Origin of the sequence: Streptomyces sp. NPDC059373 (assembly GCF_042751495.1) — a bacterium.
In the GTDB taxonomy this organism is placed as follows: Bacteria; Actinomycetota; Actinomycetes; order Streptomycetales; family Streptomycetaceae; genus Actinacidiphila.
The window spans coordinates 41658-63867 of the sequence record NZ_JBHYXC010000015.1 but is presented as its reverse complement, the minus strand read 5'-3'; the positions used below and the strand labels follow the sequence as shown (position 1 = coordinate 63867).

Below are 22210 nucleotides of genomic sequence, written 5' to 3'. Positions count from 1 at the left end.
GCGGTGAGCCGGCCGTATGCCCCGATCGTCGCGGTAGGCCTCGATGCTCACAGGGTTCCGATGCGCGATACCGGACGGCGGGCGGCGGGGACGACCAGGGGGGTGCCGGACTCCGGGTCGTCGATCACCCGGCACGGCAGCCGGAAGACCTCCTCCACCAGCTCGGCGGTCACGATGTCCTTCGGCGCTCCGGCGGCCACCAGTCGTCCCTCGCGCATCGCGATCATGTGGGTGGCGTAGCGGGCGGCGTGGTTGAGGTCGTGGAGTACGGCCACCAGCGTGCGGCCCTGCTCCTCGTGGAGGCGCGCGCACAGGTCGAGGATCTCGATCTGGTGGGCGATGTCGAGGTAGGTCGTCGGCTCGTCGAGCAGGAGCAGCGGCGTCTCCTGGGCGAGGGCCATCGCGATCCACACGCGCTGACGCTGACCGCCCGACAGCTCGTCGACCAGGCGGTCCGCCAGATCGGCGACGCCGGTCGCGGCCATCGACTCCCCGACGACGCGCTCGTCGTCCTTCGACCACTGCCGCAGCAGGCCCTGGTGCGGGTAGCGCCCGCGCGCGACCAGTTCGGCGACGGTGATGCCCTCGGGCGCGATGGACGACTGAGGCAGCAGGCCCAGGGTCCGGGCGACCTTCTTGGCGGGGAGGGCGGCGATGTCCTGCCCGTCCAGCAGCACGGTCCCGGTGACCGGCTTCAGCATGCGCGAAAGCGCGCGCAGCAGCGTGGACTTGCCGCAGGCGTTGGGTCCGACGATGACGGTGAAGGACCGGTCCGGTATGGGGACCGTCAGGCCCTCGGCGATCGTGCGCTTGTCGTACGCGAGGGTCAGGTCCGCGCCGCTGAGGCGGGGGGACGTGGGGGTGGACGTCCGGGGGGATGTCATCGCTTCCGTTCCTTCTCTCATATCCGGCCTGCCCTGCGCTCCGTGGCCAGCAGCCACACCAGGTATCCGCCGCCCAGCACGCCCGTCACGACACCCACCGGCAGTTGGTGCCCGGCGAAGACCCGCTGCGCGGCCCAGTCGGCGCCGACCAGCAGCGCCGCGCCCGCGCACATCGAGGGCAGCAGGTTCGGCCCCGGCGCCTTGGTCAGCCGCCGGGCCAGCTGGGGCGCGGTGAGTGCCACGAAGGACACCGGCCCGGCGGCGGCAGCGGCGAAGGAGGCGAGCAGCACCGCGCCCGCCAGCAGCACCAGCCGCACCCGTTCGACCCGTATGCCCAGGGCGCTCGCCGCGTCGTCGCCCATCTCGATGACCGCCAGGGCCCGTCCGCAGCCGAGCAGCACCACGGGGACGACGACCGCCATCGCGGCGGCCAGCGGCAGCGCGTCCTCCCAGCCCCGGCCGTCGAGACTCCCGGTGAGCCAGAGCACGGCGCGGGCGGCGTCCATGAGCTGAGCGCGCGTCAGCAGATAGCCGTTGACGCCGGTGAGGACGGCGGAGACGCCGATGCCGACCAGCACGAGCCGGTAGCCGTGCACGCCCTGCCGCCACGCCAGGGCGTAGATCACGACCCCGGTGACCAGGCCGCCGGCCACCGCACCGCCGGCGAGCGCCACGCTGCCGCCCCCGGCGACGACCACGACGAGCGCCCCCGCCGCCGCACCCTGGGTGAAGCCCAGCACATCGGGGCTGCCGAGCGGGTTGCGTACCAGGGACTGGAAGAGCGCCCCGGCCAGGCCCAGTGCGGCGCCGACCAGCAGGCCGGTGACCACGCGCGGCAGCCGCAGGTCGTTGACGATGAAGTCCTGTGCGGCGGAGCCGTTTCCGGCCAGGGCGCGCAGCACTTCGGGCGGGCTCATCGGGTAGTCGCCGTCGCCGATGGCCAGCACCCCCATGGCGAGCGCGAGCAGCGCGCAGCCCGCCCCCACGGCCAGCGCCCGGGGCCGCAGCCGCACCGAGCGGCCGCCTGCGAAACGTACGACGCTCATGCGCGCGCCACTTTCCCCCGCCGCACGAAGTACAGGAAGAACGGCCCGCCCAGCACCGTCGTCACGATCCCCACCTGAAGCTCCCCGGGCCGCGCGGCCACCCGCCCGACCACATCCGCCCCCAGCAGCAACACCGGTGCGAGCACCGCGCAGTACGGCAGCATCCGCCGCAGATCCGGCCCGGTCAGGGCGCGTACGAGATGCGGCACCATCAGCCCGACGAAGACGATCGGCCCGCAGGCCGCCGTCGCCGCCCCGCACAGCAGCGTCACCGCCACGATCGCCCCGGTACGGATCCGGGCCGGCCGGACGCCGAGCGCGGTGGCCGAATCCTCGCCCAGGGCCAGGGCGTTGAGCGGCCGGGCCAGGGCGAGGGCGAGCAGCAGGCCGGCTACGACGAAGGGCGCCAGCTCGGCGACGGTCGAGGGCTGGGCGGATGCGAGCGAGCCGACCGTCCAGAAGCGCATCCTGTCCAGCGAGGAGCTGTCGAGCAGCATCACCGCGCTGACGTAGGAGTAGAGCGTGGCGTTGAGCCCGGCCCCGGCCAGCGCGAGGCGGGCCGGGGTGGCCCCGCGTCCGCCGCCGACCGCGTAGACCAGGGCCGCGACCGCCGCCGCACCCAGCAGCGCGAACCACACGTAGCCGTTGAAGGTGGTGACCCCGAAGAAGGAGATCGCGGTCGCCACGGCCGCCGAGGCGCCGGCGTTGATGCCGAGCAGCCCGGGGTCGGCCAGCGGATTGCGGGTCAGCGCCTGCATCACGCCACCGGCCAGGCCCAGCGCGGCCCCGGCGAGCAGCCCCAGCAGGGTGCGCGGCAGCCGCATGCGGTGCACGACGGTGTAGGCGGGGGAGCCACTGTCGAAGAGGCCGTGCCACACCTCGCCGGGGGACAGCTGCTTTGCCCCGACCCCGATGCTGAGCGCCACGACGACGGCCAGGACCAGCAGGGCCGCAGGCAGCGCCAACGGCTGCGCCACCGGCCGGCCGACCGGCGAACTCCGTTGCTCCGGTGGTGAGTTGGTGACGGTCACGGACGGACTCCGGTGCGGGCGGGGGAGCGGCGGGACGCCCCGTTGGACATTAACTTAGGTTAGGTTAACCTAACGCCCGACGGTCGATTTCCTTGACCCTGCCTTTACCCAGTGAGAGAAAGACACGCCCATGCCGCAGCCCAGCATCACCGCTCCCCTCTCCCGCCGCGGCCTCCTCGCTGCGGGCGGCGCCGCAGGCATCGGCGCCCTGCTCACCGCCTGCGGGGGCAGCGGCGGTTCAGCCGATTCGGGTGCAGTCTCCGCCAGGGACGGCGGCACCGGCAGCTGGACCTTCACCGACGACCGCAAGAAGAAGGTCACCGCCAAGACCACCCCGCAGCGCATCGTCGCCTTCACCGGCACCGCCGCCGCCCTCCACGACTTCGGGCTCGACGACCAGCTCGTCGGCGTCTTCGGCGAGACCAAGCTCAAGAACGGCAAGGCCGACCCGCAGGCCGGCGGCCTCGACATCGACAAGGTGACGATCCTCGGCAACGTCTGGGGCGAGTTCAACATCGAGAAGTACGCGGCCCTCGACCCCGACCTCCTCGTCACCCACACCTACGACAACGGCGACCTCTGGTACGTCCCGGACGAGAGCAAGAAGAAGATCCTCGCCCTCGCCCCCAGCGTCGCCATCGAAGTCGCCCGCCTCCCCATGACCGAGTCCATCCAGCGCTACGCCGAACTGGCCGAATCCCTCGGCGCCGACCTCAAGGCCAAGGAGGTCACCGACGCCAAGGCCCGCTTCGAGAAGGCCGCCGCGACCCTGCGCTCGGCCGCCAAGGCCGCCGGCGGCCTGAAGGTCCTGGCCGCGTCCGGCAGCGCCGACCTCTTCTACGTCTCCAACCCCGGGGTCAGCAGCGACCTCATGTACTTCAAGTCCCTCGGCGTCGACATCGTCGTGCCGAAGAAGACCGACTCCGGCGGCTACTTCGAGAGCCTCAGCTGGGAGAACGCGGACACCTACGACGCGGATCTCATCCTGCTCGACAACCGCAGCACCGCCCTGCAGCCCAAGGCCCTCGCCGCCAAGCCCTCCTGGACACGGCTCCCCGCCGTCAAGGCCGGCCAGATCGCCGCCTGGGACGCGGTGCCCCGCTTCTCGTACGCCGGTGCCGCCCCGCTCCTGGAGAACCTCGCCACGTCCATCCAGCAGGCCAAGAAGCTCGGCTGACCCACTTTCGGAGGTGCCCGCATGACCACTGCCGTTGCCGGAGCGTTCCAGTTCTTCGATGCCCGTGTCGTACGCAGCCGACGCCTCGGGCCGTCCATCGTCCGGGTCACCTTCGGCGGCGAACAGCTGCGGGACTTCGCCGGGGGCGGCCGGGACCAGAGCTTCTCGCTCTTCCTGCCGCATCCGGGGCAGGAAGCCCCGGTTGTCCCCACCCACGGCGGTGAGAGTTGGTTCGGGGCGTGGCGGGCCATGGATCCGGCGGTACGGGCCGTCATGCGCTCGTACACCGTGCGGGAGCAGCGCCGCGAACAGGCCGAGGTGGATGTCGACTTCGCCCTGCACGGCGACGGCGGCCCGGCCTCCCGCTGGGCCACCGGGGCCGTGCCGGGGGACCGTGTGGTGCTGCTCGGCCCGGCGGTCGAGGACAACAAGAGCGTCGGCTTCCGGCCCCCGCCCGGCACCGACTGGGTGCTGATCGCGGCCGACGCCACCGCACTGCCGGCCGCCGCTGCCATTCTGGCGTGGCTGCCGGCCGGAACGCGGGCGCGGGTGTGGATCGACGTGCCCGACGCCGGCGACATCCAGGACCTGCCCTGCCGGGCCGACGCCGAGATCACCTGGCTGGTCGGCGGCGATCTTCCGGCTGCCGTACGGGCGGCCGAACTGCCGGGCGGGAATCCGTACGCCTGGATCGCCGGCGAGGCCGGGTGTGTGAAGGCGCTGCGCCGTCATCTCGTCGGCGAGCGCGGATTCGACCGCCGGAGCGTCGCGTTCTCCGGCTACTGGCGGCTGGGCGCCTCCGAGGAGGATCTCCGCGCGGAGGCGCTGGCCACCCCACCGGTCACATCCGCCGCGTGAGTTAGGTTAGGCTTACCTAAGTAAAGCGCGCCAAGCGTTCGCGACGGGAAGGACAGAGCATGAGTTTCCAGGGGCAGCCGGACGCCGCAACCGGGGCAGTGGACGCCAGAGCGCACCTGTTCAACGACCATACGGTGGACGGCTACCGGCGCTCCCTGACCGACGGCGTCGAGCGGGTCGCCGCCCGGGTCGCCCGCACCGAGCGCCCCTTCACCGGAATCACCCCGGCCCGGCTGGCCCCGGAGATCTCCGCGATCGACCTGGAGCAGCCGCTGGCCGACCCGGCCGCCGCCCTCGACGAGCTCGAGAACGTCTACCTCCGCGACGCCGTCTACTTCCACCACCCCCGCTACCTCGCCCACCTCAACTGCCCGGTGGTCATCCCGGCGTTGCTCGGCGAAGCCGTCCTGACCGCCGTCAACTCCTCCCTCGACACCTGGGACCAGAGCGCCGGCGGCACCCTCATCGAACGCCGCCTGATCGACTGGACGGCCGAGCGCATCGGCCTCGGCCCGGACGCCGACGGCGTCTTCACCAGCGGTGGCAGCCAGTCCAACCTCCACGCCCTGCTGCTCGCCCGCGAAGAGGCCTGTGCGCTGGCCGCGAAGAACTCCGCCGTGCCGCTGACCAAGCACGACATCCTGCCCCGGCTGCGCATCCTCGCCTCCGAGGCCGGCCACTTCAGCGTCCAGAAGTCGGCGAAGCTACTCGGCCTCGGCCCGGACGCCGTCATCACCGTGGAGACCGACCGCGACCGCCGTATGCGGCCGGCGGCTCTCGCCCGGGGAATCGAGCGCTGCCACCGCGAGGGCCTGACCGTCGTGGCCGTCGTCGCCACCGCCGGCACCACCGACTTCGGCACCATCGACCCGCTGGAGAAGATCGCCGACCTGTGCCAGTGGGCCGGTCTGTGGCTGCACGTCGACGCCGCCTACGGCTGCGGGCTGCTGGTCTCCCGCACCCGGCGCGAGCTGCTGAACGGCATCGAACGTGCCGACTCGGTGACCGTCGACTTCCACAAGTCCTTCTTCCAGCCGGTCAGTTCCAGCGCCGTCCTGGTCCGCGACCGGGCCGCGCTACGGCACGCGACCTACCACGCCGACTACCTCAACCCCGCGCGCATGGCCGAACAGCGCATCCCCAACCAGGTCGACAAGTCCCTCCAGACCACCCGCCGCTTCGACGCGCTCAAACTGTGGCTGACCCTGCGCATCATGGGCCCCGGCGCGGTCGGCGAACTCTTCGACGAGGTCGTGGACCGCGCGGCCGGCGCCTGGGACCTGCTCGATGACGACCCGCGCTTCGAGGTCGTCACCAAGTCCCAGCTCAGCACCGTCGTCTTCCGCTACCTGCCGCCCGCGGGCCCGGCACGCGAACTTGCCGACGCCGCCAACCTGTACGCCCGCGAGGCGCTCGCCGCCTCCGGCGAGGCCGTCGTGGCCGGCACCAAGGTCGACGGCGCCCACCACCTGAAGTTCACCCTGCTCAACCCCGAGACGTCGCTGGACGACATCGGCCACGTCCTCGACCTCCTCGCCGAGCACGCCGGCCGCTACGTGAACGAGCGCCTGGCGACGGAACTCCACCCCCTCGCCGGCTGACCGCCGTCCGCCGACCGAACGAGAGAACCCCCCCATGCCGACACACCCACCGTCCCCCCATGACTTCATCGCCATCGGCCTCGGCCCCTACAACCTGGGCCTCGCCTGCCTGACCGAGCCGATCGGCGAGCTCGACGGCCTCTTCCTGGAGAGCAAGCCGGACTTCGACTGGCACCCGGGCATGCTGCTGGACTCCGCGACCCTGCAGACCCCGTTCATGGCCGACCTCGTCACCCTGGCCGACCCCACGTCCCCGTACTCCTTCCTCAGCTACCTGAAGGAATCCGGCCGGCTGTACGCGTTCTACATCCGCGAGATCTTCTACCCGGTGCGCAGCGAGTACAACGACTACTGCCGCTGGGCCGCCGCCAAACTCCGCAGCGTCCGCTTCGGCCACGAGGTGACCCGCGTCGAGTACGACGAGACCGACGGCCTCTACACCGTCCACGCCGTCCGAACCGCCACCGGCGAAACCACCCGGCACCGCGCCCGCCACCTCGTCCTGGGCACCGGCACCCCGCCGCACATCCCCGACGCCTGCCAGGGCCTCGGCGGCGACTTCATCCACAACTCCGGCTACCTGGACGGCAAGGCTGCGCTCCAGGCCAAGGACAGCGTCACCGTCGTCGGCAGCGGCCAGAGCGCCGCCGAGATCTACGCGGACCTGCTCGCCGACACCGACACCCACGGCTACCGGCTCACCTGGGTGACCCGCTCCCCGCGCTTCTTCCCGCTGGAGTACACCAAGCTCACCCTGGAGATGACCTCGCCGGAGTACGTGGACTACTTCCACGCCCTCCCCGAGGACACCCGCTACCGCCTCGAAGCCGAACAGAAGAGCCTGTTCAAGGGCATCGACGCAGACCTGATCAACGGCATCTTCGACCTGCTCTACCAGAAGAGCGTCAAGGGCCCCGTCCCGACCAGGCTGATGACCAACACCGCCCTCACCAGCGCCTCGTACGACGCGACCTCGGCCGGCTACACCCTCGGCCTCCACCACGCCGAGCAGCAACGGGACTTCGAGCTCACCACCCAGGGCCTCGTCCTGGCCACCGGCTACCGCTACCGCACGCCCGCCTTCCTGGAGCCGGTCCGCCACCGCATCCGCTGGGACAGCCGAGGCCGCTTCGACGTCGCCCGCAACTACAGCATCGACACCACCGGGCGCGGCATCTTCCTGCAGAACGGTGCCACCCACACCCACAGCCTCACCTCTCCCGACCTGGGCATGGGCCCCTACCGCAACGCGTGGATCATCCGCGAGCTGCTGGGCCGCGAGCACTACCCGGTCGAAAAGGCCATCGCCTTCCAGGAGTTCGGCGCACCGGAGGGCGTCATCCGATGAGCGAGATCATCTTCAGCCGCACCGACGCCGTGCTCGGCCGGTTCGCCGTCCGTCCCCTCGACCCGGAAGCCGACGCCGCACTGCTGCACAGCTGGGTCACCCACCCCAAGGCCTCCTTCTGGCTGATGGGCGAGGCCGACCCGGCCCAGGTCGCGTACGAATACCGCAAGATCGCCGAACACCCGCACCACGACGCCTACATCGGCCTCCACGAAGGCCGCCCCGCCTTCCTCGTCGAGCGCTACGACCCCGCCGAGGTCGAGCTCGTCGGCCTGTACGACCACCGGGACGGCGACGTCGGCATGCACTTCCTCTGCGCCCCGGCCGCCACCCCGGTCCACGGCTTCACCCGGGCCGTCATCACCACCGTCATGGAGCTGCTGTTCGCCGACCCGGACACCCGCCGCGTCGTGGTGGAGCCCGACACACGCAACACGGCGGTCCACGCGCTCAACGCCGCCGTCGGCTTCGAGGTCGTCGACACGATCGCGAAGCCCGAGAAGGACGCCCTGCTCAGCGTCTGCACCCGTGACCAGTTCCTGAACGCCGGAGTAACCACCTCGTGATCACCACCCCCACAGCGTCAGCGGCCGTCGCCCACCTCACGCCGGACAACTGGGCCCTGGCCAACCGGCTCCTGGTCCGCAAGGCCCTCGCCGAGTTCTCCCACGAACGGCTGCTCACCCCCGTCAAGGCGGGCGACCACTACGTCGTACGCAGCGACGACGGCACCGTCGAGTACCGCTTCGCCGCCCGCGTCCTCACCCTCGACCACTGGCAGATAGCCGCCGACAGCATCACCCGCCACCACGGGGGCACCGAACTGCCCCTGGACGCGGTCGACTTCGTCATCGAACTGCACGGCTCCCTGGGCCTGGGCGACACCGTCCTGCCGGTCTACCTGGAGGAGATCAGCTCCACCCTGTCCGGCACGGCCTACAAGCTCACCAAAGAGCCGGTCACCGCCGCCGAACTCGCCAAGGCCGACTTCCAGGCCATCGAGACCGGAATGACCGAGGGCCACCCCTGCTTCGTCGCCAACAACGGGCGGCTCGGCTTCGGCGTGCACGAATACCACGCGTACGCCCCCGAGGCGGCGAGCCCCGTCCGGCTGCTCTGGCTGGCCGCCCACCGCGACCACTCCACCTTCACCTCCGCCGCCGACATCGACTACGAGCGGCTGATGCGGGACGAACTCGGCGGCCCCACCCTCGCCCGTTTCGCGGACGTGATGGCCGGACTCGGCCTCGACCTCGCCGACCACCACCTCATCCCCGTCCACCCCTGGCAGTGGTGGAACAAGCTGTCGGTCACCTTCGCCGCCGAGGTCGCCCAGCGCCGCCTCGTCCCGCTCGGACCCGGCGACGACGACTACCTCGCCCAGCAGTCGATCCGTACCTTCTTCAACACCAGCGACCCCGCCAAGCACTACGTGAAGACCGCGCTGTCCGTCCTCAACATGGGCTTCATGCGGGGCCTGTCCGCCGCCTACATGGAGGCGACCCCGGCCATCAACGACTGGCTCGCCGGCCTCATCGCGAGCGACGACGTCTTCCGGGCCACCCGCCTGACGATCATCCGCGAGCGGGCCGCCGTCGGCTACCACCACCGCCAGTACGAAGCCGCCACCGACCGCTACTCTCCGTACCGCAAGATGCTCGCCGCCCTCTGGCGCGAGAGCCCCGTACCCGCCCTGGAGCCCGGCCGGCGACTGGCCACCATGGCCTCACTGCTCCACACCGACCACGAGGGCCGCTCGCTGGCGGCCGCGCTGATCGACCGGTCGGGCCTCGCCCCCGAGGTGTGGCTGCGGCGCTATCTCGACGCCTACCTGACGCCGCTGCTGCACAGCCTCTACGCCTACGACCTGGTCTTCATGCCCCACGGCGAGAACGTCATCCTGGTCCTCGACGGCGGCACCGTCGAGCGGGTGATCTTCAAGGACATCGCCGAGGAGATCGCCGTACTGGACCCGGACGCGACCCTGCCGCCGGCAGTTCTGCGCATCCGCGTCGAGGTGCCCGAGGACGAGAAGATCCTGTCGGTCTTCACCGATGTCTTCGACTGCTTCCTCCGCTTCCTGAACGCCGCTCTCGTCACCGAGGGGACGCTCGACGAGACGGCCTTCTGGCGGACCGTCGCGGAGTGCGTGTCCGACTACCAGGCGTCGGTGCCCCACCTGGCGGACAAGATCCAGCGATACGACATCTTCGCGGAGGAGTTCGCGCTCTCCTGCCTCAACCGGCTTCAGCTGCGCAACAACCAGCAGATGCTCGACCTCGCCGACCCCTCGGCGGCCCTGCAGATGGTCGGCACCCTGAAGAACCCCATCGCCCCCTTCGAACGACGGTGACCCGCCTCCCGACCCGGTGGCTCGTCCTCGCGGTGATCTGCCTCGCGCAGATCACCGTCGTACTCGACAACACGGTCCTGAACGTCGCCATCCCCTCCCTCACCCGGGAGCTGGACGCGTCCACCGCCGACGTCCAGTGGATGATCAACGCCTACTCGCTCGTCCAGGCAGGCCTGCTGCTCTCCGCGGGCAGCGCCGCCGACCGCTACGGCCGCAAGAAGCTGCTGCTGGCCGGACTCGCGCTGTTCGGCTCCGGATCCGCCGCGGCCGGACTCGCCCGGTCCACCGGCGAGTTGATCGCGGCGCGGGCGGGGATGGGCGTCGGCGGCGCGCTGCTGGTGACCACCACCCTCGCGGTCGCCATGCAGATCTTCGACGCCGACGAACGCCCCCGCGCCATCGGTGTCTGGGCCGCCGCGAACGCCCTCGGCTTCGCGGCCGGCCCGCCCATCGGCGGCCTGATCCTCGCCCACTTCTGGTGGGGGGCGATCTTCCTGGTCAACCTCCCGGTCGTCCTCGTCGCCGCCCTCGCCGTCCTCGCCCTCGTCCCCGAGTCGAAGAACCCCAGCGGTGACCGCCCCGACCTGCCCGGCGCCCTGCTGTCCACGGCCGGCGTGACCGCCGTCGTGTACGCGATCATCTCCGGGCCCGACGCCGGCTGGGGCTCCGGCAGGGTCCTGCTTGCGGCCCTGGCGGGCGGCACCGCACTGGGCGCCTTCGCGCTGTGGGAACGCCGGACCCCCTACCCCATGCTGGACCTGCGCTTCCTCCAGGACCGGCGCTTCGCCGGCGCCGTCACGGGCGTTGTGCTGATCACCTTCGGCAGCGGCGGAGCGCTCTTCCTGCTCACCCAGCAACTTCAGTTCGTACGCGGCTACTCGGCGCTGGAGGCGGGTCTGCGCACGGCGCCCTTCGCGCTCACCATCGTCCTGCTCAACTTCACGGGCGTCTGCGCGCGGCTGATCCGCCGCATCGGGCTGCCGCCCGCCATCGCCGTCGGCATGGCCCTGCTGGCCGGCGGGCTCACCGTCGTCGCCACGGTCACCGACGGCGGTTACGGGGTACTCCTCCTCGGCCTCGTCCTCATGGGCGTCGGCTGCGCCCTCGCCAACCCCGCCATCGCCGAGGCCGTCATGGGCTCCATCCCCCCGGAGCGCGCCGGCGCCGGCGCGGGCATCGACGGCACCATGTCCGAACTCGGCACCAGCCTCGGCGTCGCCGCCCTCGGCGCCGTCCTGAACTCCCGCTTCACCGCCCTCGCCGCCGCGGCTTCCCTCCCCGCCGCTCTCGCCGCCGCCCGGACCCCCGCCGCCCGCACCGCCGCCATGGACGCCTTCGCCGCTGCCCTCCGCACCGGCCAACTCGCCGGTGCGGCGGCGATCCTGCTCGGCGGCTGCGTCACGGCACTGCTGCTGCGGCTGAAAGTCAGCCCGTCCGGCGATTGAGGACAAAGCGCAGCCGGCGGCTGCGCAACCCGGCGAACGTTCGCAGCCACCGCACCGGGCACTTCAGCCCGCGTCGGCCGGGACCGGGCCGTCGAGCAGCAGCGTGTCCAGGCCGCGTACCAGCCCGGGGCGCCCCGCGGCGGCCCGTACCGCGAGCAGCGTCCCGGCCACGTACGGCGCGGGCGAACTCCCCGCGTCGTGCCGGATGACCAGCCGCTCGTCCGGCAGCCCGAACACCGTCTCCACGGCCAGCACGAAGCCGGGCAGCCGCACCGAGTGCACCTGTACGTCGGAGACGGAGGCCCCCCGCGCCTCGGGGTGCCCGGCGGTGTCCTCGGGGCGGATGGCGTACTCGGGGCGGCGGATCTGTGACAGTTGCTCGGCCAGCTCGCGCGCCGTGCCGCTGGGCGCATCCGGCTTTCCGTCGGACGCGTAGTCGATGATCTCCCAGTGCGGCAGGTGACGGGCGGCCAGCTTGGCGGCGGCCTGGGCCATGGCCGCGGTGAGCGAGAAGTTCCCGGAGGCGACGACCCCGACGCCGTGCTTGGCGGCGAGGTCGCCGATCTCCTTGTACTCCTCGGCGGAAAGCCCCGACGAGCCCACCACGACGTTCACCCCCCGGGCCACGGCCGCCCGGACATGCGCGCCCACCGACGCGTGCGAGGTGTAGTCGACGAGTACGTCCACGCCGTCCCCGGAGTCGAGCGCCTCCTCCACCGTCCCGTACACCGGGACGCCGAGGTGCTCGCGGCCGGCCGCCGACCGTGCGACCCCGGAACTCAGCCGCAGGCCAGGGGCGTCGAGTACGCCCTGGGCCACCGCCTCGCCGGTCCAGCCGGTGATTCCGGCCACGCACACCCGCAACTCGCCCATCGGTCATCGCCTCCGTGTCTTCGATATTCGGTACCGACCGGAAGATCATGGCAGTCGGCCCGGTTGTACGGGCCGACATGACCGAGCGTCACCCTCCACCCCCCCCGGGAGCAGAAACGTGTCCGCAGATCATTCCGAAGCCCGCCAGAACGTCTCCTTCCCCAGCGCCGGCGGCACCGCCCACGGCTATCTGGCCCTGCCGCCCGCCGGCCACGGCCCGGGCGTGATCGTCATCCAGGAGTGGTGGGGCCTCACCGACCACATCGCGGACGTCACCGACCGCCTCGCGCAGGCCGGTTTCGTCGCGCTCGCCCCCGACCTCTTCGGCGGGAAGGTCGCGCACGACTCGGCCGAGGCCGTCCGGATGATGTCGCAGCTGCCCACCGAGCGCGGCGTCGACCTGCTGTCCGGCGCCGTGGGCCACCTCCTCTCCCGGGAGGAGACCACCGGCGACACGGTCGGCGCCGTCGGCTTCTGCATGGGCGGCGGCTTCGTGATCGCCCTCGCCGCCCGCGACCCGCGCGTCAGCGCGGCCGTGCCCTTCTACGGGGTCATCCCCGGACCGCTGCCGGACTTCTCCCACCTCAAGGCCGACGTCCTGGGCCACTACGGCGAGCAGGACCACACCGTCCCGCCGGAGTCGCTCAGCCGGCTGGGCGCCGCCATCGAGGAGCAGTCCGGCATCACCCCGGAGTTCCACCTCTACCCGGCCGGCCACGCCTTCTTCAACGACGGCCGCCCGGAGGCGTACCACCGGCCCTCCGCCGAACTCGCCTGGTCCCGCACGATCGACTTCCTCCACCGCAGGCTCGGCTGACGCCGCCTCACACCTCGGGCAGGTCCTTCCAGAGCAGCCGCCGCTCGCGGTGCGGGTCGCGCACCACACGCGGCGGGTCCTGGAAGATCCGCGTGGCCCGGCCCTGCGGCTCGTACGCGGGCCACTCCGGAGCCTCACCCCGTACGAAGGAGAGCACGGCGCCCTGCACCTGCCCGGCGACGGCCAGGTCGGCCGGCCTCATCGGCGGCGCGGGCGCCAGGCCCGGCAGGTTGTTGAAGACCGGCGGGCTGCCCCACAGGCAGCGGTTGTCGGCGCCATGGGTCGGGCCGAGCCGGTCGTACGGGGGCAGGCCCGGGGTGTGGTCGAAGCGGCTGAACCACACCTGGCCGCCGGCCGCGTGCTGGGCCTCGGCGAGCCGCAGCGCCGGGAGCCACCACATGACGTCGTCCAGCAGGTCGAGGTGCGGGTCGCGGCCGGGCTTGGCATCGAGGTCGGCGGCCGCATCGAGGTCGGCGGCCGCGGCGGCGTCGGCAGCCGCGGCGGCGTAGGACCGGCCGAGCGCCGCCCAGCGCGCCTCGCCCAGCCGGTCGCGGCCGGCCGCGTCGGTACCGGGCAGGCAGGGCGCGGCCGGCGGGCCCGTGAAGATGTCCATCTCGTGCCGCACATGGCTGACCCACAGCGGGATCCCGCGCGCCTCGCCCTCCGCCACGGCGGTCAGCGGCGCACGCGGCAGCACCTCGCCGTCCACCACCGGCCGGAAGTCGTCGCCCCGCAGCACCGCGTCGCCCGCCCCGGCGACCACCTTCGCGGCGCCCTCGCGCAGCGCCCGCGCCGGCAGCCCCGGCAACCGGTCCGCCGGCACGCCCAGCGCGTCGAGCAGCCGCCGGGCCGCCTCGGCACCCTGGTCCGGGGTGTGCACATTGCGGGCGCCGCCGCTGAGGACCAGGGCCCGGTGGAAGAGCCCCCGCGCGGCGGGCACCCCGAGCAGGGTCGTGGTCAGCATGCCGCCGGCGGACTGTCCGGACAGCGTCACCCGGCCGGGGTCGCCGCCGAAGGCCGCGATGTTGTCCCGCACCCACTCCAGTGCCGCCACCAGGTCCAGCAGGGCCGGATTCGTGGTCCCGGTGAAGCCGAGCGGGCCGAGCCGGTAGTTGACCGTCACGACCACCACCTGACCGCTCCGGGCGAGGTGGGCACCGTCGTAGAGCCTCCCGCTGCCGTGCAGGAAGGCCCCGCCATGGATCCAGAACAGGACGGGCAGCGGCCCCGACGCGTCGGCCGGCGCCCATACATTGGCCGTCAGGCAGTCCTCGTCGCCCTCCACGTCAGGGCCCGCCGCCCCGGAGAACTGCACGGCCTGCGGTCCGTGGCCGACGGCCTCCCGCACCCCCGGCCACGGCTTGACGGGGGAGGGCGGCCGGAAGCGCAGCGGCCCGACCGGCGGAGCCGCGTACGGGATGCCCTTCCAGGCGAACACGGCGTCGCCGGCGAGTCCCCGGACCAGTCCGGCTGCCGTCTCCACCTGTGCTGTCGGCATGGAGCTACCGTCCTTCGCGAACAATGTACGAACTAGTGAGTTATCTATAGCCGGAGCGCCCCTCGGACGGGAAGAGGCCCGGAATAACTGTTACGCCTCGATTAACGCCAGAAAAATTTGCGGTTGCAAAAACCCCGCCGAAACCCTTGACAGGCGCCCGCCGTGCGGCCGAGCATCCGTGAGAACGCAGTACTAACTATCCAGTGCGTACATTAGGTCGCCAGCTCACCCGACCGGCGCCGTCCCCGCAGTCCGTCCCCCATGCCCATCTCATGGCATTCCGGGCAGACCGCGCCGCCAGTTACCCTCGACAACCTCACCAGAGGAGCCCCACGTGACCGCTCACGACGCTGTGGCCGGACCCGCCGAGCCGCAGGGCAAGCCCCGGAAGGCCGCCTTCGCCGCCTGGATCGGGAGCGCGTTGGAGTACTACGACTTCTTCATCTTCGGCAGCGCCGCTGCCCTGATCTTCCCCAAGGTCTTCTTCGGCGGTTCGGACACCGCATCCGCCACCCTCCAGTCACTGGCCACCTTCGGTGTCGCGTACGCGGCCCGGCCCATCGGCGCGGTCTTCCTCGGGCACATCGGCGACCGGCTCGGCCGTCGCAAGATCATGGTCTCCACGCTGATCATGATGGGCCTGGCGACCTTCCTCATCGGCTGTCTGCCCACGTACGCCCAGGTCGGCGGCCTGGCGCCGGCGCTCCTGATCACCCTGCGCGTGCTGCAGGGCCTCTCGGCCGCCGGTGAGCAGGCCAGCGCGAACTCCATGACGCTGGAGCACGCCCCCGAGGACCGCCGGGCGTACTACACGAGCTTCACCCTCAACGGCACGCAGGCCGGCCAGATCATCTCCACCCTGGTCTTCATCCCCGTCGCCGCCCTCCCCGAGAACGAGCTGCTGACCTGGGGGTGGCGCATCCCGTTCCTGGCCAGTGCGCTGGTCACCATCGTCGGCTTCATCATCCGCCGGAACCTGGAGGAGACCCCGGTCTTCGAGCAGGCGGCCAAGAACAACGCGGTGGCCAAGCTTCCGCTGGCCGAGCTGCTGCGCCACCACTGGGCCGATGTCCTGCGCGTCGTCGCGGCGGCCGTCATCGCGACCGTGACCACGATCTTCACCGTCTGGGCGCTCTCCTACGGCACCAGCGAGGCTGTCGGCCTCGACCGCTCGGTCATGCTGTGGGTCGCCGTCGCCGCCAACGGCGCGGCCCTGCTGGTACTGCCCCTGTGGGCCAAGCTGTCGGACCGCATCGGCCGCAAGCCGGTCTTCCTCATCGGCGCGCTCGGCAGCGCCGTGATGGCCTTCGTCTACCTGTGGGCCATCTCCACGGGCAGCTACCCGCTGATCTTCCTGGCCGGCATCCTCGCCCTCGGCATCGTCTACAGCGCGGCCAACGGCATCTGGCCCTCCTTCTACGGCGAGATGTTCACCACCCGCGTCCGCCTCTCCGGCATGGCCATCGGCACCCAGATCGGCTTCGCCATCGCCGGCTTCGCCGTCAGCTTCGCCGCCGAGATCGCCGGCCCCAAGGGCGACAACTGGGTGGCCGTCGCCGCCTTCACCTCCGTCCTCTGCGTCATCAGCGCCATCGCCGCCGCGACCGCCCGCGAGACCTACCGGGTCCCCACCGCCGAGCTCGGCCTCAAGCCGGCCGGCCACACCGCCCCGGCCCGCGAGACCGCGACCGTCTGACATCCCCGGTCCAGCGCCGGGTGAGCGGAGCCTGATCCCCGCCCACCCGGCGCTTTCATGCCGTGGCCCACTCCTGACGCCGCCCCCGCACCGCTTCGCGGACTTCGGGAGCGGCTGCCGTCATGCCGCGTCCGGCCCCTGCTCCCGCACCCGCTGTACGTGTTCCAGGGACTCGCGCAGCTCGCCGAGCCAGTCGTCCGCGTTGCGCTGTACGAGCCGTACGCACCACGCCAGCGCGTCACTGCGGCTGCGGGCGACCCCGCCCGCGATGAGCGTGTCCAGCACCTGGCGCTCCGGCTGGCGCAGCCGGGTCATCACCGGCGCCGAGACCGTGGTGAACAGCACCCGGGTGCCGCCGACCTCCACGCCCCAGGACACCTTGCGGCCGAACCGGCGCTCGGCCTCGCGGGCCACCGTGATGCGCTCGTCGCGCGTACGCTCCCGGAACTCCGCGGCGCGGCCGATCCGTGCCTCGTCGCGCTCCACCTGTGACGCCTCCGCGCCGAGGTCGGGCTCCGGGATCCGGCCGATGACGGTGATCTCCTCGCGGTCCACGGTCACGTCCAGGAGCTCGACGAACAGTCCTTCCGGCAGCCGCCCGGCGATCCAGCCGCGCAGCGCCTCTCTCTGCTCTGTCGTAATCATGTAATCAAACTTACGCCGATCCTGAGGACAGGCAAGGGTCACCGCGGCGGCCTAGAGTGGCGCACATCACATCCGAACGGGGGACCTCATCACGCCCACGCCCCTTGGGAGGGCACATGACCCGTATCTCGGTGAAGGTGGACGGCACGACCTACGAGGACGAGGTGGAACCCCGCCTGCTCCTGGTCCACTACCTGCGAGACCGCCTGGGCCTGACCGGGACCCCCATCGGTTGCGACACCACCAACTGCGGGGCCTGCACGGTCGACCTGGACGGGGAGAGCGTCAAGAGCTGTTCGGTCCTCGCCGTCCAGGCGGACGGCGGCGAGGTGACGACGATCCAGGGGCTCGCCACCGGGGGCGAATGGCATCCGCTGCAGACCGCCTTCCACCAGCAGCACGCCCTGCAGTGCGGCTACTGCACCCCCGGCATGATCATGGCCGCCCGGGACCTGCTCAAGGAGAACCCCGACCCCGGTCCCGAAGAGGTCCGGCACGCCCTGGAGGGCAACCTCTGCCGCTGCACCGGCTACCAGAACATCGTGCGAGCCGTCCTGGCGGCCGCCGCCGAGGAGCGCCGCCGCCGCGCGCCCGAGCCCGGCGCCGTACAGGAGCACGCGACCGAGCCGAAAGTCACGGCGACCGCAACGACAGCGGCCGGACAGGAGGCGCGGCTATGACCGACCAGCTCACCGGGCGCGACCGTGAGGTCGGCCGCTCCCGGGTCCGCAAGGAGGACGCCCGCCTCGTCACCGGCCAGACCAACTGGACCGACAACATCACCGTGCCCGGCCTGCTGCACATGACTTTCCTGCGCAGCCCCATGGCACACGCCCGCATCGAGCGCATCGACGTGTCGCCCGCCCTGGAGCGGCCCGGCGTCATCGCCGCCTTCAGCGGCCGCGACTTCGCCGACGAACTCGCCTCCATGCCCTGCGTCTGGCCCGTCACCGAGGACATCGTCCTGCCCGACCACCCGCCGCTCGCCCTGGACGAGGTCCGCTACGCCGGCGACATCGTGGCCGTCGTCATCGCCCGCGACCGCTACGCGGCGGCCGACGCGCTGGAGGCGATCGAGGTCGACTACGAGCCCCTGCCTGCCGTGCTCGACATGGAGGCCGCACTCGCCGACGGCGCCCCGCTCGTGCACTCCGACAAGGGCACCAACCGCTGCTACACCTGGCCGCTCGCCACCGGCGAGGACTACGACACGGTCAGGGAGCGCGCGGACGTCGTGCTGCGCCGCCGGTACATCCAGCAGCGGCTCATCCCCAACGCCATGGAGCCGCGCGCGGTCGTCGCCACCCCGATCGCCGCATCGGGCGACTACACCCTCTACTCCTCCACCCAGGTCCCGCACGTGGCCCGCGTACTGCTGTCCATGGTCACCGGCATCCCCGAGCACAAGCTGCGGGTGGTGGCCCCGGACGTCGGCGGCGGCTTCGGCTCCAAACTCCAGGTCTACCGCGAGGAGGCCGTCGCCCTGGCCGTGGCCAGGCGGCTCGGACGCCCCGTCAAGTGGACCGAGTCCCGCTCCGAGGGCTACCAGGCCACCCACCACGGCCGCGGCCAGATCCAGGACATCGAGATCGCCGCGACCCGCGAGGGCAAGCTGCTCGGCCTCAAGGTGGACCTGCTCGCCGACATGGGTGCCTATCTGATGATCATCACGCCGGGCACACCGCTCCTCGGCGCGTTCATGTACCCGGGCATCTACAAGATGGACGCCTACCGGTTCACCTGCACCGGCGTCTTCACCACCAAGACGCCCACCGACGCCTACCGCGGGGCCGGCCGCCCCGAGGCGACCTTCGCCATCGAGCGCACCATGGACGAGCTCGCCGCCGAACTCGGACTCGACCCGGTCGAGTTGCGCCGCCGCAACTGGATCGGCCACGAGGAGTTCCCGTACACCGCGATAGCGGGCCTCACCTTCGACAGCGGCAACTACGAGGCCGCCACCGACAAGGCGCTCGCCCTCTTCAACTACGAGGACCTGCGCGCCGAGCAGCGCCGCCGCAACGACAGCGGCGACCCGGTCCGGCTCGGCATCGGCGTGTCCACGTACACCGAGATGTGCGGCCTCGCGCCCAGCCGCGTGCTGCGCGACCTGCGCTACGCCGCCGGAGGCTGGGAGGCGGCCAGTATCCGCATGCTGCCCACCGGCAAGGTCGAGGTGATCACCGGCACCAGCCCGCACGGCCAGGGCCACGTCACCTGCTGGAGCCAGATCGCGGCCGACGTGCTCGGCGTGCCCTTCGACGACATCGAAGTGGCCCACGGCGACACCAAGATCGCACCCCAGGGCATGGACACCTACGGCTCCCGCTCACTGGTCGTCGGTGGCGTGGCCGTCCACCACGCCGCGCAGAAGGTCGTGGACAAGGCCCGCCGGGTCGCCGCACACCTGCTGGAGGCCAACGAACACGACCTGGAGTTCACCGACGGCGTGTTCTCGGTCAAGGGCTCGCCCGACGCCCGCAAGACCATCCAGGAGGTCGCCTTCGCGACCTTCTCCTCGCACGACCTGCCCGAGGGCATGGAACCGACGATCAACGCCGAGCACCTCGTCGACCCGGAGACCTTCTCGTACCCGCACGGCACCCACCTGTGCGCCATCGAGGTCGACACCGAGACCGGCCGCGCCCGCATCCGCTCCTACGTCTGCGTCGACGACGTCGGCAAGGTCATCAACCCGATGATCGTGCAGGGGCAGGTGCACGGCGGCGTCGCCCAGGGCATCGCCCAGGCGTTGTACGAGGAGGCGGTCTACGACGCCGAGGGCAATCTCGTCACCGGCACCATGGCCGACTACCTCGTGCCGTCCGCCGCCGACCTGCCCGACTTCCTCACCGACCGCACCGAGACCCCCGCCACCTCCAACCCGCTGGGCGTCAAGGGCGTCGGCGAGGCAGGCACCATCGCCTCGACCCCGGCGGTGGTCAACGCCGTCATGGACGCGCTGCGGCCGCTCGGCGTCACGGACGTACGGATGCCGTGCACCCCGCAGCGGATCTGGCGGGCCGTCCAGGACGCCCGGGGAGCACACGAGCGGAAGGACGACGCGTCATGATCCCGGCTGCCTTCGACTACGCACGCCCCACGACCGTCGACGAAGCCGTCCGGGCCCTCGCCGACGCGGGCGACGAGGCCAAGGTGCTGGCCGGCGGCCAGAGCCTGCTGCCCATCCTGCGACTGCGCCTCGCCTTCCCCGAACTCGTCGTCGACGTCGGCCGGATCCCCGGCCTGCGCGGCGTCCGCGAGGACGGCGGCTCCCTCGTCATCGGGGCCATGACCACTCACCACGACGTCGTCCGGGATCCGCTCGTACGCCGCCACGCGGGCCTGCTCGCCGCCGCCACGGCCACCGTCGCCGACCCCGCCGTACGCCACCGGGGCACCCTCGGCGGCTCCCTCGCCCACGCCGATCCGGCAGGCGACCTGCCCGCCGTCGTCCTCGCCCTCGACGGCGAGCTCGTCGCGGCGGGCCCCCAGGGGCGGCGCACCATCCCCGCCCGCGACTTCTTCTCCGACTATCTCCAGACCGCCCTGCGGCCCGACGAACTTCTCGTCGAGATCCGGGTCCCCAAGCTCGACGGCTGGGGCTTCCACTACGAGAAGTTCAACCGCATCGCCCAGGACTGGGCCATCGTCGGCGTCGCCGCCGCCGTCCGCCGCGACAACGGCCGCATCGCCGAATCCCGCATCGGCCTGACCAACATGGGTCCGACGCCCCTGCGGGCCACGGCCACCGAAGCCGCACTCGCGGGGGCCGACGCGGACCCGGGCGCCATCGCCCACGCCGCCGAGTCCGCCGCCGACGGGACCCGCCCCGGCTCCGACCTCGCCGGCTCGTCGGACTACCGCGAGCACCTCGCCCGCGTCCTCACCCGGCGGGCGGTCAGCACGGCGGCGGGGCTGGCCTGATGGCCGACCGTGCCGGTCGCGTGTCGCCCGGTGGCGGGATCGGGGCCTCCACCGACCCCGGCCGCGCCGCCGGGCGGGAACCGTCCGGCGCGGCCGCCGGCCCGGCCCCATCCGCCGTTCCCGAGAGCCCCGAGGCCCTCAAGTCCCGTCTGCAGGCGACCGGCTACCTGGTCGACGACGGCCTCGCCATCGCCTGCTACCTGGCCCTGCGGCTGCACCGCCCGGTCTTCTGCGAGGGCGACGCGGGCACCGGCAAGACCGCGCTCGCCTCCGCCCTGGCCCAGGTCCTGGAGGCGCCGCTGATCCGGTTGCAGTGCTACGAGGGCATCGACGCGGCCCAGGCGCTGTACGACTGGGACTTCCCGCGCCAACTGCTGCACCTGCGGGCCGCCGAGGCAGCCGGGATCAGTGATGTCGAGCGCCTGGAGAGCGAGCTGTACAGCCGTCGCTTCCTGCTGGCCCGGCCGCTGCTCCGAGCCCTGGAGACCCAGCCCAGCGTCCTGCTCATCGACGAAATCGACCGCGCGGACGACGAGTTCGAGGCCTTCCTCCTCGAACTGCTCTCGGAGTACTCGGTCACCGTCCCCGAACTCGGCACCCTGCGCGCCCAGTCGCCACCCGTGGTCGTCCTCACCTCCAACCGCACCCGCGAAGTGCATGACGCCCTGAAGCGGCGCTGCCTCTACCACTGGTTCGACCACCCGGACTTCGAGCGTGAGCTCGCGATCGTACGCAGACGCCAACCGCAGGTCACCGCACGCCTGGCCGCGCAGGTGACCGCCGTCGTCCAGGCGCTGCGCGCGGACGAGGACCTGCTCAAGCCGCCGGGGGTGGCCGAGACCATCGACTGGGCCGAGGCCCTGGACGCGCTCGGGGCCACGGAGCTGGACGCCGAGCTGGCGGTCGCCACCCTCGGCTCGGTACTGAAATACCGGGAGGACGCCGAACGGGCCCGGTCGCTGGACCTGTCGGAGCTGCTGGCCGCCGCCGGGGGAGCACGACCGCGGTGAC

The 22210-nt window shown here is 72.0% G+C and carries 19 protein-coding genes; 13 read left to right on the top strand and 6 right to left on the bottom strand.

The genetic code is table 11. The features are described 5' to 3' along the window. Nucleotides 1-47: 47 nt before the first annotated feature. The 3 genes from ACFXJ5_RS21225 to ACFXJ5_RS21215 are packed head-to-tail and all read right to left on the bottom strand — an operon-like array spanning nt 48 to nt 2961. On the bottom strand, nt 48-884 hold the full coding sequence (locus ACFXJ5_RS21225; protein WP_384633039.1) for an ABC transporter ATP-binding protein: 837 nt from the start codon (nt 882-884) through the stop codon (nt 48-50). Between the two features lie 17 nt (nt 885-901). After that, nucleotides 902-1930, bottom strand: coding sequence for a FecCD family ABC transporter permease (locus ACFXJ5_RS21220; protein WP_384633036.1), 1029 nt, complete (start codon nt 1928-1930; stop codon nt 902-904). Further along, the gene (locus ACFXJ5_RS21215) at nt 1927-2961 is read right to left on the bottom strand and encodes a FecCD family ABC transporter permease (protein WP_384633033.1); all 1035 of its coding nucleotides are present in this window, start codon (nt 2959-2961) and stop codon (nt 1927-1929) included. The genes ACFXJ5_RS21220 and ACFXJ5_RS21215 overlap by 4 nt, the downstream gene beginning before the upstream one ends. 130 nt (nt 2962-3091) lie before the next feature. On the opposite strand from ACFXJ5_RS21215, the gene ACFXJ5_RS21210 reads away from it, so the two are divergent. Genes ACFXJ5_RS21210 through ACFXJ5_RS21180 form a run of 7 tightly spaced genes read left to right on the top strand, consistent with a single transcriptional unit; the run spans nt 3092 to nt 11743 of the window. Then, nucleotides 3092-4138: an ABC transporter substrate-binding protein gene (locus ACFXJ5_RS21210; protein ID WP_384633030.1), complete on the top strand. Its 1047-nt coding sequence runs from the start codon at nt 3092-3094 to the stop codon at nt 4136-4138. Between the two features lie 21 nt (nt 4139-4159). Beyond that, entirely contained in the window at nt 4160-4996 is an 837-nt protein-coding gene (locus tag ACFXJ5_RS21205) for a siderophore-interacting protein (RefSeq protein ID WP_384633027.1), read from the top strand. Nucleotides 4997-5055: 59 nt separating this feature from the next. Next, the gene (locus ACFXJ5_RS21200) at nt 5056-6597 is read left to right on the top strand and encodes a pyridoxal phosphate-dependent decarboxylase family protein (RefSeq protein ID WP_384633024.1); all 1542 of its coding nucleotides are present in this window, start codon (nt 5056-5058) and stop codon (nt 6595-6597) included. Between the two features lie 34 nt (nt 6598-6631). Next, complete coding sequence (locus ACFXJ5_RS21195; RefSeq protein ID WP_384633021.1) at nt 6632-7945, top strand: lysine N(6)-hydroxylase/L-ornithine N(5)-oxygenase family protein; 1314 nt, start codon at nt 6632-6634, stop codon at nt 7943-7945. Continuing rightward, nucleotides 7942-8511, top strand: coding sequence for a GNAT family N-acetyltransferase (locus ACFXJ5_RS21190; protein ID WP_384633018.1), 570 nt, complete (start codon nt 7942-7944; stop codon nt 8509-8511). Before ACFXJ5_RS21195 ends, ACFXJ5_RS21190 begins: the two co-directional genes overlap by 4 nt. Next, nucleotides 8508-10298: an IucA/IucC family protein gene (locus ACFXJ5_RS21185; protein WP_384633015.1), complete on the top strand. Its 1791-nt coding sequence runs from the start codon at nt 8508-8510 to the stop codon at nt 10296-10298. Before ACFXJ5_RS21190 ends, ACFXJ5_RS21185 begins: the two co-directional genes overlap by 4 nt. After that, nucleotides 10295-11743 carry an MFS transporter gene (locus ACFXJ5_RS21180; protein WP_384633012.1) on the top strand — a complete coding sequence of 483 codons (1449 nt, stop codon included), beginning with the start codon at nt 10295-10297 and terminating at the stop codon, nt 11741-11743. Before ACFXJ5_RS21185 ends, ACFXJ5_RS21180 begins: the two co-directional genes overlap by 4 nt. A gap of 63 nt (nt 11744-11806) precedes the next feature. Here the strand turns inward: ACFXJ5_RS21180 and dapB are convergent, their stop codons facing one another. Continuing rightward, nucleotides 11807-12616 (bottom strand): 4-hydroxy-tetrahydrodipicolinate reductase, encoded by an 810-nt coding sequence (gene dapB, locus ACFXJ5_RS21175; protein WP_384633010.1) that lies wholly within the window; start codon nt 12614-12616, stop codon nt 11807-11809. A gap of 118 nt (nt 12617-12734) precedes the next feature. Here dapB and ACFXJ5_RS21170 point away from each other — a divergent pair, with 118 nt between their 5' ends. Continuing rightward, entirely contained in the window at nt 12735-13433 is a 699-nt protein-coding gene (locus tag ACFXJ5_RS21170) for a dienelactone hydrolase family protein (protein ID WP_384633007.1), read from the top strand. 7 nt (nt 13434-13440) lie between these two features. On the opposite strand, the gene ACFXJ5_RS21165 is transcribed toward ACFXJ5_RS21170, so the two are convergent. After that, on the bottom strand, nt 13441-14931 hold the full coding sequence (locus ACFXJ5_RS21165; protein ID WP_384633004.1) for a carboxylesterase/lipase family protein: 1491 nt from the start codon (nt 14929-14931) through the stop codon (nt 13441-13443). Between the two features lie 352 nt (nt 14932-15283). Between ACFXJ5_RS21165 and ACFXJ5_RS21160 the strand changes: the two genes are divergently transcribed. Next, entirely contained in the window at nt 15284-16627 is a 1344-nt protein-coding gene (locus ACFXJ5_RS21160; protein WP_384633277.1) for an MFS transporter, read from the top strand. A gap of 120 nt (nt 16628-16747) precedes the next feature. Here the strand turns inward: ACFXJ5_RS21160 and ACFXJ5_RS21155 are convergent, their stop codons facing one another. Next, nucleotides 16748-17272 (bottom strand): hypothetical protein, encoded by a 525-nt coding sequence (locus tag ACFXJ5_RS21155; protein ID WP_384633001.1) that lies wholly within the window; start codon nt 17270-17272, stop codon nt 16748-16750. 116 nt (nt 17273-17388) lie between these two features. Between ACFXJ5_RS21155 and ACFXJ5_RS21150 the strand changes: the two genes are divergently transcribed. Genes ACFXJ5_RS21150 through ACFXJ5_RS21135 form a run of 4 tightly spaced genes read left to right on the top strand, consistent with a single transcriptional unit; the run spans nt 17389 to nt 22209 of the window. After that, nucleotides 17389-17952 carry a (2Fe-2S)-binding protein gene (locus tag ACFXJ5_RS21150; protein ID WP_384632999.1) on the top strand — a complete coding sequence of 188 codons (564 nt, stop codon included), beginning with the start codon at nt 17389-17391 and terminating at the stop codon, nt 17950-17952. Then, nucleotides 17949-20345 (top strand): xanthine dehydrogenase family protein molybdopterin-binding subunit, encoded by a 2397-nt coding sequence (locus ACFXJ5_RS21145; protein ID WP_384632996.1) that lies wholly within the window; start codon nt 17949-17951, stop codon nt 20343-20345. Before ACFXJ5_RS21150 ends, ACFXJ5_RS21145 begins: the two co-directional genes overlap by 4 nt. Continuing rightward, entirely contained in the window at nt 20342-21199 is an 858-nt protein-coding gene (locus tag ACFXJ5_RS21140) for an FAD binding domain-containing protein (RefSeq protein WP_384632993.1), read from the top strand. Before ACFXJ5_RS21145 ends, ACFXJ5_RS21140 begins: the two co-directional genes overlap by 4 nt. Then, on the top strand, nt 21199-22209 hold the full coding sequence (locus ACFXJ5_RS21135; protein ID WP_384632991.1) for an AAA family ATPase: 1011 nt from the start codon (nt 21199-21201) through the stop codon (nt 22207-22209). The genes ACFXJ5_RS21140 and ACFXJ5_RS21135 overlap by 1 nt, the downstream gene beginning before the upstream one ends. Nucleotide 22210: the final 1 nt, after the last annotated feature.

Excerpts from the sequence above, each read along its gene's own strand:
- ACFXJ5_RS21210 (WP_384633030.1), top strand. The coding sequence starts at position 3,092 with ATGCCGCAGCCCAGCATCACCGCTCCCCTCTCCCGCCGCGGCCTCCTC.
- dapB (WP_384633010.1), bottom strand. The coding sequence starts at position 12,616 with ATGGGCGAGTTGCGGGTGTGCGTGGCCGGAATCACCGGCTGGACCGGC.
- ACFXJ5_RS21145 (WP_384632996.1), top strand. The coding sequence starts at position 17,949 with ATGACCGACCAGCTCACCGGGCGCGACCGTGAGGTCGGCCGCTCCCGG.
- ACFXJ5_RS21200 (WP_384633024.1), top strand. The coding sequence starts at position 5,056 with ATGAGTTTCCAGGGGCAGCCGGACGCCGCAACCGGGGCAGTGGACGCC.
- ACFXJ5_RS21140 (WP_384632993.1), top strand. The coding sequence starts at position 20,342 with ATGATCCCGGCTGCCTTCGACTACGCACGCCCCACGACCGTCGACGAA.
- ACFXJ5_RS21225 (WP_384633039.1), bottom strand. The coding sequence starts at position 884 with ATGACATCCCCCCGGACGTCCACCCCCACGTCCCCCCGCCTCAGCGGC.
- ACFXJ5_RS21155 (WP_384633001.1), bottom strand. The coding sequence starts at position 17,272 with ATGATTACGACAGAGCAGAGAGAGGCGCTGCGCGGCTGGATCGCCGGG.
- ACFXJ5_RS21205 (WP_384633027.1), top strand. The coding sequence starts at position 4,160 with ATGACCACTGCCGTTGCCGGAGCGTTCCAGTTCTTCGATGCCCGTGTC.
- ACFXJ5_RS21195 (WP_384633021.1), top strand. The coding sequence starts at position 6,632 with ATGCCGACACACCCACCGTCCCCCCATGACTTCATCGCCATCGGCCTC.
- ACFXJ5_RS21165 (WP_384633004.1), bottom strand. The coding sequence starts at position 14,931 with ATGCCGACAGCACAGGTGGAGACGGCAGCCGGACTGGTCCGGGGACTC.
- ACFXJ5_RS21220 (WP_384633036.1), bottom strand. The coding sequence starts at position 1,930 with ATGAGCGTCGTACGTTTCGCAGGCGGCCGCTCGGTGCGGCTGCGGCCC.
- ACFXJ5_RS21150 (WP_384632999.1), top strand. The coding sequence starts at position 17,389 with ATGACCCGTATCTCGGTGAAGGTGGACGGCACGACCTACGAGGACGAG.
- ACFXJ5_RS21135 (WP_384632991.1), top strand. The coding sequence starts at position 21,199 with ATGGCCGACCGTGCCGGTCGCGTGTCGCCCGGTGGCGGGATCGGGGCC.
- ACFXJ5_RS21190 (WP_384633018.1), top strand. The coding sequence starts at position 7,942 with ATGAGCGAGATCATCTTCAGCCGCACCGACGCCGTGCTCGGCCGGTTC.